The sequence below is a fragment of the Pseudorhodoplanes sp. genome (genome assembly GCF_050250235.1).
GTDB lineage: Bacteria > Pseudomonadota > Alphaproteobacteria > Rhizobiales > Xanthobacteraceae > Pseudorhodoplanes.
Map to the genome: position 1 here is coordinate 1 of NZ_JBFWPA010000139.1, position 14,746 is coordinate 14,746.

Genomic DNA, 14,746 nt, shown 5'->3' on the forward strand with positions numbered 1-14,746 from the left:
CTTCGCGCAGACCGGGTTGCACATCTGGCTCGGTTTCATCTGCGGGACGACCCTTGCGGCTCTCTCCGGCATCCTGCTCGCGGTGCCGGCGCTGCGTGTGCGCGGGCCCTATCTCGCGATGGTGACGGTGGCGTTCGGCTGGGTCGTCTGGAAAATCCTGCAGGAGTGGGTGTCGGTGACCGGAGGCGATCTCGGCATCTCATCGATTCCAAAGCCGAGGCTCGGGTCGTTTATCCTCGAAACGCAGTCTTACTATTACGTGGTGCTGTTTTTCTTCCTAGTCGCTCTGGCGCTCCAGTACCGGCTGGTGAATTCGCAATTCGGGCTCCGAGTTCGCGCGGTCAAGCACAGCGAGATCGCTGTCGCCTCGGCGGGTGTCGATGTCTATCGGCTGAAAGTGGTGGTCTTTGTTATCAGCGCGGCCTTTGCGGGTCTGGGCGGAACCATCTTCGCACATCAGCAGAACTACATCAGCCCCGACAATTTTCAGTTCTTCAGTTCGGTTTTTTTCCTGCTCGCCGTCCTGTTCGGCGGCGCCGGAACGATGCTCGGGCCGGTCATCGGCGCGGCCGTGCTGATGCTGCTGCCGGAAATGCTGCACGATTTCGACAAGTACCGGCTGATTGTCTACGCCGCGTTGATTCTGCTCACCCTGTATTTCCTGCCGAACGGCGTCATGGGACTGGTCATGCGCAGCGGGCATACGACTCCCTTGGCCGGGGGCAATTCAGAGGCCGAAGACATCGCCTTCCCGGCGGTCGGAGGGGCGGAAATGCACGTCGCGGACGTTTCCAAGTCGTTCGGCGGCATCGTTGCCTTGTCCGGCGTCAGCTTCGAGGTCGCCGCCGGTTCGGTTCATGCCCTGATAGGTCCGAACGGCGCCGGCAAGACCACGCTCATCAATATCGTCTCCGGTCTGTACAAGCCGGATCGCGGCAATGTCTTCGTCGATGGCGTAAGGGCACAAACCGGCTCCATGCATCTGGCCGCCCAGCAGGGGATCGCGCGGACATTCCAGACGCTGAAGCTGTTCGGCGACATGACGGTGCTCGAAAACGTGCTGATCGGCATGTCCCGGCATTCGCACTCGGGATTGTGGGCGGCCGTGGCCGGCACGCGCAGGTCGCGCAACGAACAAGCCGAACAACTGTACGAGGCCCGGAAGCTTCTGCGGCTTCTGGGCGTCGCTCACCTTGAGGCTGTGCCCGCCAACTCGCTCGCCTACGGACACCGGCGGCTTGTCGAGATCGCGCGCGCCCTGGCTGTACGCCCGCGCATCCTTCTGCTCGACGAGCCCGCCGCGGGTCTGGTCGCCGAGGAAATCCGTGCGCTCGCCGATGTCATCCGCAAGGTCAATGGCCTGGGCATGACGATCCTGCTGGTGGAGCACCACATGGACCTCGTGCTTTCGATCGCGAGCCGTATCACCGTACTTGATTACGGTGCCGTGATTGCCGATGGTGCTCCCGCGGACATCCGGCGTGACGAGCGCGTCATCGCCGCCTATCTGGGGCCGACCCATGCCGCTGCTTGAGGTCGAGGACCTGCACGTTGCCTATGGCGAACTCGAAGTGGTGCGCGGGATATCCTTTTCGGTGGCGCAGGGAGAGATCGTCACGATTCTCGGGAGCAATGGCGCCGGCAAGACGACCACGCTGAAATGCCTTGCCGGACTTTTGCGCCCCCGGCGCGGGCAAATTTCCTTCCTTGGACAGGATGTCGGAGGCCATCCGGCGCACGAGATTGCCGCCAGCGGAATGGCGCTTGTGCCCGAAGGCAGACAATTGTTCCCTGAGCACACCGTCCGCGAGAATCTCGAGCTGGGCGCCTATCAGTCTCTGAGCAAAGGCAAACGCGCCGAGTTCGACGCCAGTCTCGCCTCGGTTCTTGAACTGTTTCCGCGGGTGCATGAACGGCTCGACCAGCGTGCAGGACTGCTGAGCGGTGGCGAACAGCAAATGGTCGCTATCGCGCGGGCTCTGGTCAGTCAGCCGAAACTCCTGATCCTTGACGAGCCCTCGCTCGGACTTGCGCCGCGCATCCTCGATGCGATCTTTGAAGCCTTCGTCACATTGAAGCGGCGCGGCGTGACTCTGCTGATTGTCGAGCAGATGGCATGGCTCGCGCTCAACATTTGCGATCGCGCTCACGTCCTGGAATCGGGATGCATCACCCTGAGCGGTACCGGTGCGGACCTTGCTGCCAATCCCCGTGTCATGGAAGCCTATCTCGGCGCCGGGGACTCGGCCTGAAAGGCAATAGCGATTGTCGGAGCTGCACGTTTCCTGAATTCGCAGTGACGCATCGATGCGTGCAAGCTCATTGGCCGACGCCAACTCCAGCCTTCGAAGGTTGTTTCGGACGTTCTGTATCTTCTCCGGCGGCGTCTTCCGTTCGAGGACAGACGACCATTTCTCGAAGAGGCGCTTGAACGTCGGAGACCTGATCGACTCGCCCCGACGGGCTCGGCCTTCGAGCTGGTAGTAGAGATCTTCCGCGAACCGTCGGGCCTCGAACTGGTCAATGGTCTTGGCCGACTTGACCACGAACCCCTTAGTCCGGGGGACATTGAGCCTGACGGTCCACTTGGAATTCAGGTGATCCGCCCTCTTATAGAGGACGATCCGACCATCCGATCTGAGGTCGAGGTATTCCAGGTAATGTGTACCGCGATGAAGGTCGGCTCGGCTGCATTGGCAAGTTCCTGCTTCCACCGAAAAACGACCCGCACGGCGATCCCGTAATGCCGCGCCACCGCGGACAGACTAGCGCCCGGCTGCGTTGCCTCCTCAACGATCCGGCGTTTGTCTTCCTCGTTGAACGCTCGCCGACGACCATCACGTGCCGGTGGGAAAATCGGCCGCGACGCCGGCTCCGTAGTCATATGACCAAGGCAATGACTAGCGATGTGACTAAGCCTATGTCTTAGGCCGGAGGTTCGGTACAGCAGCTTGCGCTCAGGAGGTTGCGGCTCGGCTCTGAACTTCTGACGCCAGTTCTCGAATGCCTTCTGCGGGAGGCCGTGAAGCTCGCAATATTGCCGCTGATTCAAGTCGCTACGCTTCCAACCCTCATGATGCGCTCACCAGAAAGCCTCGTGCTGCCGCTTCCATCGTCGCTGTTCGCTCGCCATCCGCTCTCTCCCAATTTGCAAATCGAGGGCGAGAACAGATCATGCTCATGAGTTTTCGGGCAAGTGTGTGAGAAATGGACGCTTACTGGCGTGTGTGCTCGCGCAAGAATGTTCCCCATTCTGCCAAGTTTTGCGAGTCGCGCGCCCCGTAGGAATCTCTGGCAATGTGCATACAATTTGAGCGATTTGCTATTATTTTCATATCGCTGCACCAATTTTGCATGCAGATATTATTCCTATTTGCTGTTTCCTTTTGAACGCTTTCCGTTCTAATATCTTATTTTTGAAACTCTTTTGCATTTCGTTCTTGCCGGAAGTCCGACTGGCACAGCGATTGCTGATCAGAAGGCAACAAGCGCCACTTCTGAAAGGTCGGTGACTCATGCGTGCAAAAGCCTCTCGCAGAACGTTCTTGAAATACGCCTCAGCAGGTATTCTCGGAGCGATGGGCGCCCCAGCCATCGTGCGTGCTCAAACGCGGGAACTTGTGGTCGGCGGCCCATCCGGACAGGCTGAAGCCACCAAGCGAGCCGTCATTCCGCCATTCGAGGCGAAATACAATTGCAAGGTCATCTTCTCCGGCGCTCAGTCGGTTCCCAACCTTCAGAAGATGAGGGCCAGCCGCAGCAATCCTGTTTTTTCCGTCGTGATGATGGACGATCCCATTCTCTACCTCGCCGAGGACGAAGGCCTGCTGGAAAAGCTGAGCCCCTCGAAGGTGCCCTCGCTGAGCGACCTCTCGCCTGACGCGGTTCTGCGCGATGCGATGTGGGTGAACTACATGTGGCCCGCACTGTCGATCGGCTTCAACGAAAAGGAATTCCCATCGGGGGTTTCCTCGTGGGAGACAATGTGGGACCCCAAATACAGGGGACGCGTTCTCGTTCCGAGCTACAAATCAACGACCGCCCCGTTCACGACAGCGATTGCAGCACATCTCGAAACCGGCGAAAGCATTTCAAAGTCGCAATACAACATCGACGCCGCTTTCAAGAAGCTCAAGGCTCTGAAGCCGAACATCATGAATCTGTACGAGCAGGTTCCTCAGGCGGCGGTGCTCGTCGAGCAGGGCGAGGCGGCCATGGCCGCCGGCTTCTACACAACCTACGTAAACCCGAGGCAGGCCAGCGGAGCGCCACTGCGTCTCGCCCAGGTCAAGGAAGGCATGTTCGCAATGCCGAAAGGCATAGCGAAGGTCAAAAACGCGCCCGCGCGCGACCTTGCCGACAGCTTCATTGAGGAATGCTTGGCGCCGGCTTTCCAGGGCGTCTGGATGAAGGAATTCTTCTCCGCACCAACGAATCTCAAAGTGACTCCGACGGCGGGAATCCCTTCGCCGAAGGATCTGGTGACGCTGGACTGGAAGTTTGCGTCCGAAAAGCTGAAGGAAGTCAGCGACCGCTTCAATCGCGAAATTGCCATCTGACAATCAACAACAGGCGTTCGACCATGATAACCGCTCTGGGCAAGGATGTTTTCTCCGTTATTGAAGAAGTTGTGGAGCCATCTCACACAGCGCTTCTGATCATCGATATGCAGCATGACTTCTGTTCTCCGAAAGGGCTGTTCGACCGCATCGGGAAAGACCTCGGCATGATGCGACCGGCGGTGAAGCGGGTGGCGTCACTGGTAGAGACTGCGCGCAACGTCGGCGTGACGCCGATCTTTATCCAGAACCAGTGGCTTCCGAATAACCGGGCGGTATCGGGTTCGTTTCTGCGCTTCATGATCTTCAAGCAGGGCATGGATCCGAAGGAGGGATGCACCGTCTCCGGCAGTTGGGGCGCTGGGATCCTCCCCGAGACCGGGATCAGGCCCGACGATATCGTTGTGCAGAAATGGCGGCCAAGCGCATTCCGCTCGACCAACCTCGACATGGTCCTGCGCTGCAACAACATACGCAGCGTTGTGCTGACCGGCGTCATCACTCAAGGCTGCGTCGAGTCGACGGCGCGTGACGCGATGTTTCATGACTATTACACGGTCGTGGTGAAGGATTGCGTAGCCACCTACAACAGGGATCTTCATGACGCCTCGCTCAAAGTCATGGGATCGCGTTTCGACATGATTTCCGCGGATGAATTGACCGGCCTCTGGCAGGGTGAAGCGGCCGCGGCTGCGCAATAACTGCCAGGCCGAACGCAACGACAATGGCGATCGCAGTGCGCAATGGTGGGAGCGATGCGGCCGGCGCAGGCCCATTGCTGATCGCACCGGCGTACATCTTTCTGGCGGCGGCGTTTGTTGCTCCGTTGTCCTTGCTTTTTTCTGCAAGCCTTTATGACGCCGGCCAGCTGTCTCTACTCAATTATCGAACCGCGCTGAGCGACATTCGCAGTCTGCACGCAGTCGGCAATACGATGCAATACGGGCTGCTGGTCACACTTGGCTGCTTCGTGATCGGACTGCCGACCGCGATCGCCCTGACGCATTCGTCAGCTCGCATGCAGCGACTGATGCTGATAATCATCTTGTTGCCGATGGCGTCGAGTATCGTGATCAAGTCCTTCGGATGGATGATCCTGTTTCGCCGCACCGGCGTCATAAACCAGACCCTGCTCTGGCTTGGGCTCGTATCGGATCCCGTCGCGCTGCTCTTTACGCGGACCGGACTGGTGCTGGCGACAATCGGCCTGATGCTGCCGTTCATGGTGCTTCCGGTCTATGCGGTGCTTAAGCAAATTCCCGAACATCTGGATGACGCCGCGGCGACGCTTGGAGCCTGGTGGGGTTACCGGTTCACCCGGGTAACCCTTCCCTTGGCGGCGCCGGGGATCTCTGTAGGCGCAGCGCTGGTTTTTGCTCACACGGTGTCAGCTTATCTCATTCCAACGCTCCTCGGTGGAAGTCGGCATGAGATGCTGTCGATGTCGATCGTCGATTCGTATCTTGCGTTCAACAACGCGGGCCTCGGGGCCACCTACAGCGTCATGCTTTTGGCGTTGGTCGGCATCGCGCTCGGCCTGAGCAGTCTGTTCGGACGGCGGACGACTTCCTGATGGGTCGGGTCGCTCGAATGCTCAAAGGCGGATTGCGTGGCGGGTGGCTAATTACTGCGCTGCTCTACGTCAATGCGCCGGTCATCATCGTTATCCTGGTGTCATTCTCGTCTTCGTCGGTCTTTGACCTCCCGGTCCATGGCTTGTCCCTGCGCTGGTATGCTGCACTCGCGCGATCGGAGACATTCTCCGGACCGCTCCTGACCTCCCTGAAGCTCGCTTCAGTGGCGACGGCGCTGAGCCTGTTTTTGGGCGGCCTTTGCGCGATTGGCCTTTGGCGCAGCCGCTTTCGCGGCCGCGATTTCCTCATAGGGCTGGCGCTGTCTCCAATGATGTTGCCCGGCGTGGTTATCGGGATTTCGCTGCTGTTCTACCTGCGTGCGGCGGGCATCGACAATGCCTTCACGTCGCTGGTTATCGCTCATGTGGTTATCACCATTCCCTACATGATCCGAATCTCGCTGTCCGGATTGGCGCTGTTCGATATTGGGCTGATGGACGCCGCACGCACATTGGGATGCTCGCCATCCGCCGCCATCTGGAAGGTGCTGGTTCCGAATGTCGCGCCCTCGCTCATCAGCGCATCTGTCTTTTCCTTTCTGACATCGATGGACAATTACTCGCTCGCGCTGTTTCTCGGGGACGTCTACACCGTGACTCTCCCGATCGAGATCATCAATGTTCTGTCGGTCGGCGCCGATCCGATTGTGGCCGCCGTGTCGACCATCTTGCTGGTAGGAACCCTGGGCGCTTTTCTGACCACGGAGCGTCTGATCGGTTTGCAGCGGATTGCGGGCGGATAGCCGATGCACGGCATGTCTCATATCGCAGGACGCTGCGACGACAAGTTCTCGGCGGTGGCGGACGCCTTCGAGGCGGCTGCCCGGCAAAGGCCGGCCGGAATGGCGATAGCTGTATGTCACCGCGGCATCGTCAAGGTCGATCTCTGGTCCGGATTGGCCGATGAAAAGACCGGCAAGCCCTGGGACAAGACGACCCTGGTCTGCATGATGTCGGTGGCCAAGGGCGTCTCGGCGCTCTGTCTGCATTTGCTCTCCGACCGCGGAATTATTGATCTGGACGCGCCGGTCCACCGTTATTGGCCGGAGTTCGCGTCGCACGAAAAAGATTCGATTCTCGTCCGGCATGTGCTGGATCACTCTGCGGGGCTTCCATTTGTCGACGATCCGGCGCCTGGCCTTGGCGCGCTCGATCAGGACGCCATGGAGAGGGCGCTCGAGCGGGCCGTCCCGATCGCAGCAGCAGGCCAAGTGCGCGGCTATCACCCGGTCACGATGGGGTATCTTGCAGCAGCCATCGTCCGCCGCATGGCCGGCGTCTCGATCGGCGAGTTCTTCCGGCGTGAGATCGCTGCGGCCAGAGACCTGGAGTATTGGATCGGCCTCCCAAAAGAGCAGCACGAGCGCTGTGCGACAATCTGCGGAGATGTCACAGGGACGATTTTTGGGATGCCCGATCGGGAGCCGGACAGCGTGCTCGGCCGCGCCATGAGGCCGGTGACTCACCATCTCCTCAATCTCCCCGAATTCCGTTCGATTGAAGTACCGGCAATCAACGGCCATGGCAGCGCAGCCGCGATCGCCCGGCTGTACGGTCTGCTGGCATATCAAGACCCGGAACCAATTCTGTCGAACGCCGCGATCGAGCGCGCGACGACGCTGCAGTGGAGCGGCGTCGAACAGACCATGGGACATTTTCGAAATATGGCGATGGGCTTCATTCTCGATGCGGACAACATCCCCATGGGTCCCGGACCGCGATCGTTCGGGCATCCAGGCGCCGGCGGCTCGATCGGGTTTGCCGATCCGCGACGGGGGCTGGGCGTTTGTTTCACCACGAACACGCTATACGCGGGCCATGGGGTCAATCCACAAATGGCAAGCGTCTGCGAAGCGGTCTTTGGCGCGTGCGAGGAATAGCGGTGCACGGGATTTCAGCCGAGACGCTTTGCGCCGAACCTGGCGGACCATTCCTTCAGCTTGATGGAGTGACGCGGCGTATCGGCGATCACACGATCCTGGATTCGGTCGACCTGTCGGTTGAGCAAGGTCAATTCATTTCTCTCCTGGGTCCATCGGGATGCGGAAAGACCACGCTCCTTCGCATCGTTGCTGGCCTCGCCCCGTGCGACAATGGCGCGGTGCGTCTCTCGCAAGCGGATCTCACCCGCATTCCGGCGCATAAGCGCAATATGGGCGTCGTCTTCCAGAATTTCGCCTTGTTCCCTCATCTGACTGTCGCGGAGAATGTTGCATTCGGCCTGAAAGCGCGCGGCGTCGAACGCGCGGCCATTCCTTCCATCGTCGACGAACATCTCGCCATGGTCCAGTTGGATGGATTCGGCGACCGCCCGGTTTCATCGCTGTCGGGCGGCCAGCAGCAGCGCGTCGCAGTGGCGCGCGCGCTCGCCACGAAGCCGAAGCTTGTGCTTCTGGACGAGCCATTCAGCGCGCTTGATCGCAAGCTCCGGGAAAGCATGCAGATCGAGCTGCGCGCGCTGTTGCGTCGTGTCAATATCACCGCGATTTTCGTGACGCACGATCAGGATGAGGCGCTGATCATGTCGGATCGCATCGCCGTCATGAATCATGGCCGCATCGAGGATTTCGCTACGCCGACCGAGATATACGCACGGCCGCGCTCGCTTTTCACATTTGAATTCGTCGGGCTGTCGACCCGGATCGATGCCCGTGTCACCGCTGCAAACCACGGCATACTGACCCTCGAAACAAAATATGGGTTGCTGCGCGCGAAAGCCAATTTCTCCAAAGGAAGTCGGGTGGTGCTTGGCGTAAGACCCGAATCGATCAGGCTGGGTCCCGAATCACTGACCGACCCTGCCGAACCGACCGAAGACATGAACATGCTCGAGCTGTGCGTGACCGATCGGATCTTTCACGGATCGAGACAGCGTCTTCATTTCGAAGCTGGATTACCCGATCAAATCCTGGCCGAGGTCCCGGCCACGAGCCCGGACATCCCCGACATCGGACATTTCGCCCGATTGCGCTGGCGCGTGCAGGATACGTTGGTGTTTCCGCAATCAGAAAGGGTTCCGCAAAATGATGAGCTCTGACACTCCTGCGCGAACCCGATCAATGAGGGACAATCTTTGCGATCGCGCGGTCACCAATCTGCGCGAAATGATCGTGCGCGGGGAAATGAAGCCGGGCCTTGCCATTCGCGAGAATTCACTCAGTCAGGCGCTGAACATTTCGCGGACTCCACTCAGGGAAGCTCTGAAGATTCTGGAGGCTGAGGGTCTTGTCAGCATTCGCAAGAACCGTGGCGCCCGCGTGTCCAACGTCAATCTGGCCGAAGCCTATGAGTTCTTCGAGGCAGCAGCCGGAATTGAGCGATATGCCGCCGAGTTGGCGACCATGCGCCACTCCGCAACCGAATTCAGGAAACTGGAAGCCTTGCAGATTTCACTGGAGCGCGCCTACCGGGCAGGCAAGCTCGAACAATACTTCGAGATCAATCAACGCATCCATCTTTCAATTGTCAGCTTCGCAGGCAACGCCACGATCCGGTCAATGCACGCCGACATTTTTTCGCATATTCGCCGTCTTCGGCATTTTGCGCTGAACGCCGACTTCCGCTGGCATGACTCGGTTGAGGAACATCGGCTCATTCTCGATGCGTTTCGCCGCAGAGATCCTCAGGGAGCGGGCGCACTGATGGAACGTCACGTGTTGGGAACGGGTCGCGCGATCGAGCAACTCTTCCAACAAAAGAGCTTGCGGACAATTCCGGGGTCTGAGGCGCCTGAATCACAGACCGAACGGCGCCGCAACATGTTGCGGCCGGAAAGAAAATGACAATGCGCCTGCTTCTAATCAACCCAAATACATCGGCCGGCGTGACCCAGAAGCTTGACGCTGTGGCGCGCGTCGCGGCCGCGAGCGGCACCGAACTCGTATCGGTTACGGCGCCGCGCGGGGTTCCCTATATAGCAACGCGCGCAGACGCAGTGATCGGCGCGATTGTGGCGCTTGAAATGCTATCGGCTCGCGACGGTTCATTCGACGCGGCGATTATCGGCGCGTTCGGCGATCCTGGACTTGGCGGAGCGCGAGAGCTGTTCTCCGTTCCCGTGATCGGACTTGCAGAGGCCGGGATGCTTTCGGCTTGCATGCTGGGCCGAAACTTCAGCATCGTCACATTTTCTGGCGCCCTCGTCCCCTGGTATGAGGAATGCGTGAAGTGGCATGGCCTCCATGAGCGATGCAGCAGCGTTCGCGCGTTGAACGAGGGATTTGCGACAATCGAAGGCGTACAGAACGAGAAGGAGCAGCGTCTCATCGACCTAGCGAACAGGACGGCGGATGAAGACGGCGCCGATGTTATCGTCCTTGGCGGGGCGCCGCTCTCCGGTTTTGCGGACGTCATTTGCGACCGGGTCGCCGTTCCGCTAGTCGATTGCGTCGTCGCTGCAGTCAAGCAATCGGAGGCGCTGATCGCTTTGAAGACCAGAAGCCCGAAAGCTGGGACCTATCGTCAACCTGGCGCAAAATCATCGATTGGACTGGATCCGTTCCTTTGTAGAATGCTTGCGGGGATTCGTGAATAGTTGCTTGTTTACGCTCGACAAAGTCGAACCATCTCTCGCTGGAACTGGTCGCCGAGCGCTTAACAAGCGTTATTCATAGCGACAATCGGGCAGTTGCAACTAGCCTGGAGCAGGTGGCCGATCCTTGGCTGGCTTTGCCAGCTCGCAGCGGATGAGTGTGCGAGCCGGATTCCATAACGACCTGTTCGAGGCCGCCGTCACCGCCACACCATTTCCGTAGTCACCCGCGCAAATCCTGTGCTACATCGCGCGGGCGCACGGTCCCGTAGCTCAGCCGGATAGAGCAGCGGTTTCCTAAACCGAAGGTCGGAAGTTCGAGTCTTCCCGGGACCGCCAACCGCTATGCTATTGATATTATTGTCCAAAAATGACTTTTGCCGAGTGCAATTTGTCCCGGTTTCTCGCGGCTTTTGCGACACTACACACGATCGAATTTGCGTGAGAGACACAGCTCAGCGGTCTCTCTCTCCGTTTGCGGACGGAATATCTCTACGGCCGTTCAGTGGATGGAGTGTTTCGCAAGATTTACGGCAAGCAACGCGCTAGATTCGATCGATCGCGCTGTTCAATTGAAAAATGTGTTTGAGGTGCGCTCTCAACGAAAGCCGAGCAGGGCTCGTTGTTCAGCCCAATCGGCAGGAAAGCGCATGGCCATCCGCATCAGTTTTTCCGCATTGAGGTCCAGTGGCTGCTGGCCGTTGACGATTGCTGTGGTGACGTCCGGTGCGAGCCAGCGCAGGCGCAGCAGAACATAAATGTAGCCGGCCGTAAGGCTCTCTGCGCGTGCGATGTCATGGACGGTAAGCTTCGTATCTTCAGCAAGTCGCGCGTAGATGTCATGGGCGCGTGCGACGATCCGCAGAAGGCCCATGTCGGGGTCTCTGGTGTCGTTCGGCCCCTCGACCAGCAACTCCATCTTGCGACCGACCCGCTTCAGATGAACCGTAGCAGGCAAGGGTAGCGGCGGTGTTCATGATATCGACGTCCACGGTCTTCCTCCGCACTAGGATCGTGCCGCGCTGGATTGGGCTTGTTGGTTACGTGCTGGCGCTGGCTCTCTTGATCGGAAGCTATTTCGTAACGTGGACCATTGTCGTGCTGCCGTTGTGGGTTCTCCGATCGCGTCTTCATTTTGATCGACAATTTGCGCGAGGGCAAAAGTCACAGCAGCCTCGATTGAAGGATGGAATTTCAATCCACTTGCGGCAGAGCCGATTCTGCAGAACGAAATCGAACGAGGACTACAGTTTTGGATAGACTGGATCAAGCGATCCGGTCGCTTCCTATTTTTATCAAAGTGATGCAAACTCAAAGTATGGTCAGGTATTCAGTCGCTGTCGGGATTGTCCTCGTCTCGATCGCTTTGATTGCACCGGCGGAAGCAAGCGAATCCAGGCGAGTGCTGATTCTTCACTCGTTCGGCCGGGATTTCAGGCCTTGGAGCGAATATGCGAAGGCGATCCGGCTTGAACTCGAGCGGCAATCGCCATCGCCTCTGGACGTTCAGGAACATGAACTAGTTACAGCCAAGTCGAGCGAAGAGCGTCCGGAAGCTGCATTCGTTCAGTACCTCGAGGCCTTGTTTGCTGCGCGTCGGCCGGACCTGATCATAAGCATCGGCGCGCCCGCGGCCAGCTTTGTTCAAAGGCATCGCGCGAAGTTGTTTCCGGCCTCACCGATGATTCTCACGGTGGTCGACCAGCGCCGGGTAAAATATTCGGATCTCGGGCCGAATGATGCCGTTGTTGCTGTTGCGATTGATTACTCCGCGGCCCTGAAGAACGTTCTGCAAGTCCTTCCTGAGGCCAACCACATTGCAATGGTGGTGGGGACGTCGCCGATAGAACAGTTTTGGCGCGAGGAAATTGGAAGGGCGACCGAGCCACTTAGCGACCGGGTGAAGTTCACGTGGTACGACACGCTTTCTTTCGAGGAGATATTGCAACACGCTGCGTCACTACCACCCAATTCCGCAATTTTCTGGGAATTGATGATTGTCGATGCGGCGGGGGTCGTGTACGAGGAAGACAGGGCTCTCGCCCGGCTGCATGCGGTCGCGAATGCACCAATCTTCAGTTATACGGATGCGTTCTTTGGCCGTGAGATCGTCGGTGGCCCGCTCGTCCCGGTGACGGATGCCGCACAGCGAGTCGGTGAAGTCGCAGCGAGGATTCTAAGCGGCGAGAACGCCAGTTCAATCAAGGTCGCGCCGGTCGGCATGGGAGTGCCGAAATATGACTGGCGCGAATTGCAACGCTGGGGGATCCCCGAGAGCAGGCTTCCGCCGGGGAGCGAAATCCACTTCCGTAGCCCGTCCGCTTGGCAACAATATCGTCTGCAGATCCTTTTTGTCGTTGCGGGAGTTCTGTTGCAGGGTCTTGTGATTGCATGGTTGCTCTACGAGCAACGTCGACGACACCGTGCGGAAATGATGACGCGCCGCACCATGGCGGAGTTGCAGAGCGTCAATCGCCTTGCTACGGCCGGCGAGTTGTCGGCGTCAATCGCGCATGAGGTCAAACAGCCGCTCACGAGCGTTGCGGCAAACGCCTATGCAGCGCTCAACTGGCTGAAATCTGGAACACCGAATCTTGACGAGGCCCGCAGTTCTCTGGATCGGATCGTGTCCGCGGCGCACCGCGCGAACGACATTGTATCCAGCGTTCGCGCAATCTTGTCGAAACAGGAGCAGGAAACAGGCGATGTCGATATCAACGAGCTCATAATGTCGGTGCTGACGGCCGGCCGCATGTATTTGCGCTCGCATCAGGTCGAACTTGATCTCAAACTCGCGGATGGATTGCCAGCGGTAGAAGGCAATCGCGTTCAGTTGCAACAGGTCGTTCTCAACCTTACGGCAAATGCCGTTGAAGCGATGGAGGCAATGCCAGTCAAACGACTTAGCGTGCGAACCACTGGCGTTTCGTCCGAAGGCGTTCGGATCACGATTGAGGATACCGGCAGCGGCATCGAGCCGGCCAACCTCGATCAGGTCTTCAAGCCGCTCTTTACGACTAAGAGCCGGGGCATGGGAATCGGACTTTCGATCTGTCGCTCCATCGTGGAGGCGCATGGCGGCAGGATCGATGCGCGATCCGCTCCGCAACGCGGAGCCATCTTCGAGGTGGATTTGCCCCTCAAGGGCCGGCAGGCGCTGTCACGCGCGCCGACGGCTGATGACCGGCGCGGCAGCCGGGTGCTCGACAATCTCGAATAGAAGGCCTCAATCCCGCGCTGGCGTCCCGATTTCGAGCGCATCGGCCTGACGGACCAGGTCGGCGAGGGACCTGACTTGCATCTTCCGCATGATGCTGGCGCGATGCACCTTTACCGTGATTTCGCTCAGACCAAGCCTGGCCGCGATCTGCTTGTTCATGAGTCCAGAAACGATGTAGCCCAAAACCTCCTGCTCGCGCCGTGTCAGGGATTCGAAGCTCTTGCGAATGACCGACAGCGCCGCCGCTCTTTCCCGCTGCTGCATATCCTTCCGGATAGCCAGCCTCACCGCTCGCAGCAGTTCCTCTTCCCGGAAAGGCTTGCAGAGAAATTCGACGGCTCCCGCCTTCATCGCCTGGATGCCCATCGGAACATCGGCATGGCCGGTCACGAAGATGACCGGCGTGGAAATTCCGAGCCTGACCAGTTCTTCGTGAAATTCCATGCCGCTGATGCCCGGCAGCCGGACGTCGAGAACGATGCAGGCCGGAATGTCGGGACGCTGGCTTCGCAGGAACTCGTCGGCGGAGCCGAATGTTTCGACCGCGATATTCACGGATCGAAACAGGCTGGTCATACCGTCGCGGATCGAGGAATCGTCGTCGATGACGCAGACGATAGGCTGCTGTGTCTGCATTGGTTTTGTTTGTTGATGACCTTGCGATGCCATTACCAGTCTCGGAGACGAGATGTTTCTGAACAAACCCGATTTATCGGATATAAAGTGAGTATATGGATGTGTATGGTTGGTTCGTGTGGACATTTGAGGATCAGGGCCTGCGCTCGTTAAGAAGTGACTTCTTC

At 58.8% G+C, this 14,746-nt stretch carries 14 protein-coding genes, 1 tRNA gene and 2 pseudogenes; 13 read left to right on the plus strand and 4 right to left on the minus strand.

All coding sequences use genetic code 11. From position 1 onward, the window contains the following. Both AB7F49_RS32610 and AB7F49_RS32615 read left to right on the plus strand, forming a co-directional pair. Positions 1-1,534: ABC transporter permease subunit (locus AB7F49_RS32610; protein WP_428530015.1), on the plus strand; the 1,534-nt coding region annotated here is incomplete at its 5' end. After that, complete coding sequence (locus tag AB7F49_RS32615) at positions 1,521-2,252, plus strand: ABC transporter ATP-binding protein (protein ID WP_428530017.1); 732 nt, start codon at positions 1,521-1,523, stop codon at positions 2,250-2,252. The genes AB7F49_RS32610 and AB7F49_RS32615, both read left to right, overlap by 14 nt. A 341-nt stretch (positions 2,253-2,593) precedes the next feature. On the opposite strand, the gene AB7F49_RS32620 is transcribed toward AB7F49_RS32615, so the two are convergent. Beyond that, positions 2,594-2,884, minus strand: coding sequence for a transposase (locus AB7F49_RS32620; protein WP_428530037.1), 291 nt, complete (start codon positions 2,882-2,884; stop codon positions 2,594-2,596). 87 nt (positions 2,885-2,971) lie between these two features. Beyond that, a pseudogene (gene tnpA / locus AB7F49_RS32625) lies at positions 2,972-3,067 on the minus strand (IS66 family insertion sequence element accessory protein TnpA); the annotation flags it as partial. A 478-nt stretch (positions 3,068-3,545) separates the two neighbouring features. On the opposite strand from tnpA, the gene AB7F49_RS32630 reads away from it, so the two are divergent. From AB7F49_RS32630 to AB7F49_RS32675, 10 genes and pseudogenes are all read left to right on the plus strand, one after another. After that, positions 3,546-4,559, plus strand: a complete 1,014-nt coding sequence (locus AB7F49_RS32630; protein WP_428530019.1) for an extracellular solute-binding protein — start codon at positions 3,546-3,548, stop codon at positions 4,557-4,559. A 23-nt stretch (positions 4,560-4,582) separates the two neighbouring features. Further along, positions 4,583-5,260 (plus strand): isochorismatase family cysteine hydrolase, encoded by a 678-nt coding sequence (locus tag AB7F49_RS32635; RefSeq protein WP_428530021.1) that lies wholly within the window; start codon positions 4,583-4,585, stop codon positions 5,258-5,260. A gap of 23 nt (positions 5,261-5,283) precedes the next feature. Continuing rightward, positions 5,284-6,132 (plus strand): ABC transporter permease, encoded by an 849-nt coding sequence (locus AB7F49_RS32640; RefSeq protein ID WP_428530023.1) that lies wholly within the window; start codon positions 5,284-5,286, stop codon positions 6,130-6,132. After that, positions 6,132-6,935: an ABC transporter permease gene (locus AB7F49_RS32645; RefSeq protein ID WP_428530025.1), complete on the plus strand. Its 804-nt coding sequence runs from the start codon at positions 6,132-6,134 to the stop codon at positions 6,933-6,935. The genes AB7F49_RS32640 and AB7F49_RS32645 overlap by 1 nt, the downstream gene beginning before the upstream one ends. Before the next feature lie 12 nt (positions 6,936-6,947). Next, the gene (locus AB7F49_RS32650; protein ID WP_428530027.1) at positions 6,948-8,072 is read left to right on the plus strand and encodes a serine hydrolase domain-containing protein; all 1,125 of its coding nucleotides are present in this window, start codon (positions 6,948-6,950) and stop codon (positions 8,070-8,072) included. A gap of 68 nt (positions 8,073-8,140) precedes the next feature. Continuing rightward, positions 8,141-8,539 (plus strand): annotated as a pseudogene (locus tag AB7F49_RS32655) (ABC transporter ATP-binding protein); the annotation flags it as partial. Between the two features lie 90 nt (positions 8,540-8,629). Next, the gene (locus tag AB7F49_RS32660; protein ID WP_428530039.1) at positions 8,630-9,229 is read left to right on the plus strand and encodes an ABC transporter ATP-binding protein; all 600 of its coding nucleotides are present in this window, start codon (positions 8,630-8,632) and stop codon (positions 9,227-9,229) included. Positions 9,230-9,251: 22 nt separating this feature from the next. After that, entirely contained in the window at positions 9,252-9,974 is a 723-nt protein-coding gene (locus tag AB7F49_RS32665) for a GntR family transcriptional regulator (protein ID WP_428530029.1), read from the plus strand. A gap of 2 nt (positions 9,975-9,976) precedes the next feature. Beyond that, positions 9,977-10,726: an aspartate/glutamate racemase family protein gene (locus AB7F49_RS32670; protein WP_428530041.1), complete on the plus strand. Its 750-nt coding sequence runs from the start codon at positions 9,977-9,979 to the stop codon at positions 10,724-10,726. Between the two features lie 259 nt (positions 10,727-10,985). Continuing rightward, positions 10,986-11,062, plus strand: a tRNA-Arg gene (locus AB7F49_RS32675). 259 nt (positions 11,063-11,321) lie between these two features. Here AB7F49_RS32675 and AB7F49_RS32680 read toward each other — a convergent pair. Then, entirely contained in the window at positions 11,322-11,642 is a 321-nt protein-coding gene (locus AB7F49_RS32680; protein WP_428530031.1) for a hypothetical protein, read from the minus strand. 267 nt (positions 11,643-11,909) lie between these two features. Between AB7F49_RS32680 and AB7F49_RS32685 the strand changes: the two genes are divergently transcribed. Next, positions 11,910-13,943, plus strand: coding sequence for a sensor histidine kinase (locus AB7F49_RS32685; RefSeq protein ID WP_428530033.1), 2,034 nt, complete (start codon positions 11,910-11,912; stop codon positions 13,941-13,943). Positions 13,944-13,949: 6 nt separating this feature from the next. Here AB7F49_RS32685 and AB7F49_RS32690 read toward each other — a convergent pair whose 3' ends face one another. Further along, positions 13,950-14,579, minus strand: a complete 630-nt coding sequence (locus tag AB7F49_RS32690; protein ID WP_428530035.1) for a response regulator transcription factor — start codon at positions 14,577-14,579, stop codon at positions 13,950-13,952. Between the last annotated feature and the right edge of the window lie 167 nt (positions 14,580-14,746).

Excerpts from the sequence above, each read along its gene's own strand:
- AB7F49_RS32615 (WP_428530017.1), top strand. The coding sequence starts at position 1,521 with ATGCCGCTGCTTGAGGTCGAGGACCTGCACGTTGCCTATGGCGAACTC.
- AB7F49_RS32620 (WP_428530037.1), bottom strand. The coding sequence starts at position 2,884 with ATGACTACGGAGCCGGCGTCGCGGCCGATTTTCCCACCGGCACGTGAT.
- AB7F49_RS32635 (WP_428530021.1), top strand. The coding sequence starts at position 4,583 with ATGATAACCGCTCTGGGCAAGGATGTTTTCTCCGTTATTGAAGAAGTT.
- AB7F49_RS32640 (WP_428530023.1), top strand. The coding sequence starts at position 5,284 with ATGGCGATCGCAGTGCGCAATGGTGGGAGCGATGCGGCCGGCGCAGGC.
- AB7F49_RS32645 (WP_428530025.1), top strand. The coding sequence starts at position 6,132 with ATGGGTCGGGTCGCTCGAATGCTCAAAGGCGGATTGCGTGGCGGGTGG.
- AB7F49_RS32650 (WP_428530027.1), top strand. The coding sequence starts at position 6,948 with ATGTCTCATATCGCAGGACGCTGCGACGACAAGTTCTCGGCGGTGGCG.
- AB7F49_RS32660 (WP_428530039.1), top strand. The coding sequence starts at position 8,630 with ATGCAGATCGAGCTGCGCGCGCTGTTGCGTCGTGTCAATATCACCGCG.
- AB7F49_RS32665 (WP_428530029.1), top strand. The coding sequence starts at position 9,252 with ATGAGGGACAATCTTTGCGATCGCGCGGTCACCAATCTGCGCGAAATG.
- AB7F49_RS32670 (WP_428530041.1), top strand. The coding sequence starts at position 9,977 with ATGCGCCTGCTTCTAATCAACCCAAATACATCGGCCGGCGTGACCCAG.
- AB7F49_RS32680 (WP_428530031.1), bottom strand. The coding sequence starts at position 11,642 with ATGGAGTTGCTGGTCGAGGGGCCGAACGACACCAGAGACCCCGACATG.
- AB7F49_RS32685 (WP_428530033.1), top strand. The coding sequence starts at position 11,910 with ATGGAATTTCAATCCACTTGCGGCAGAGCCGATTCTGCAGAACGAAAT.
- AB7F49_RS32690 (WP_428530035.1), bottom strand. The coding sequence starts at position 14,579 with ATGCAGACACAGCAGCCTATCGTCTGCGTCATCGACGACGATTCCTCG.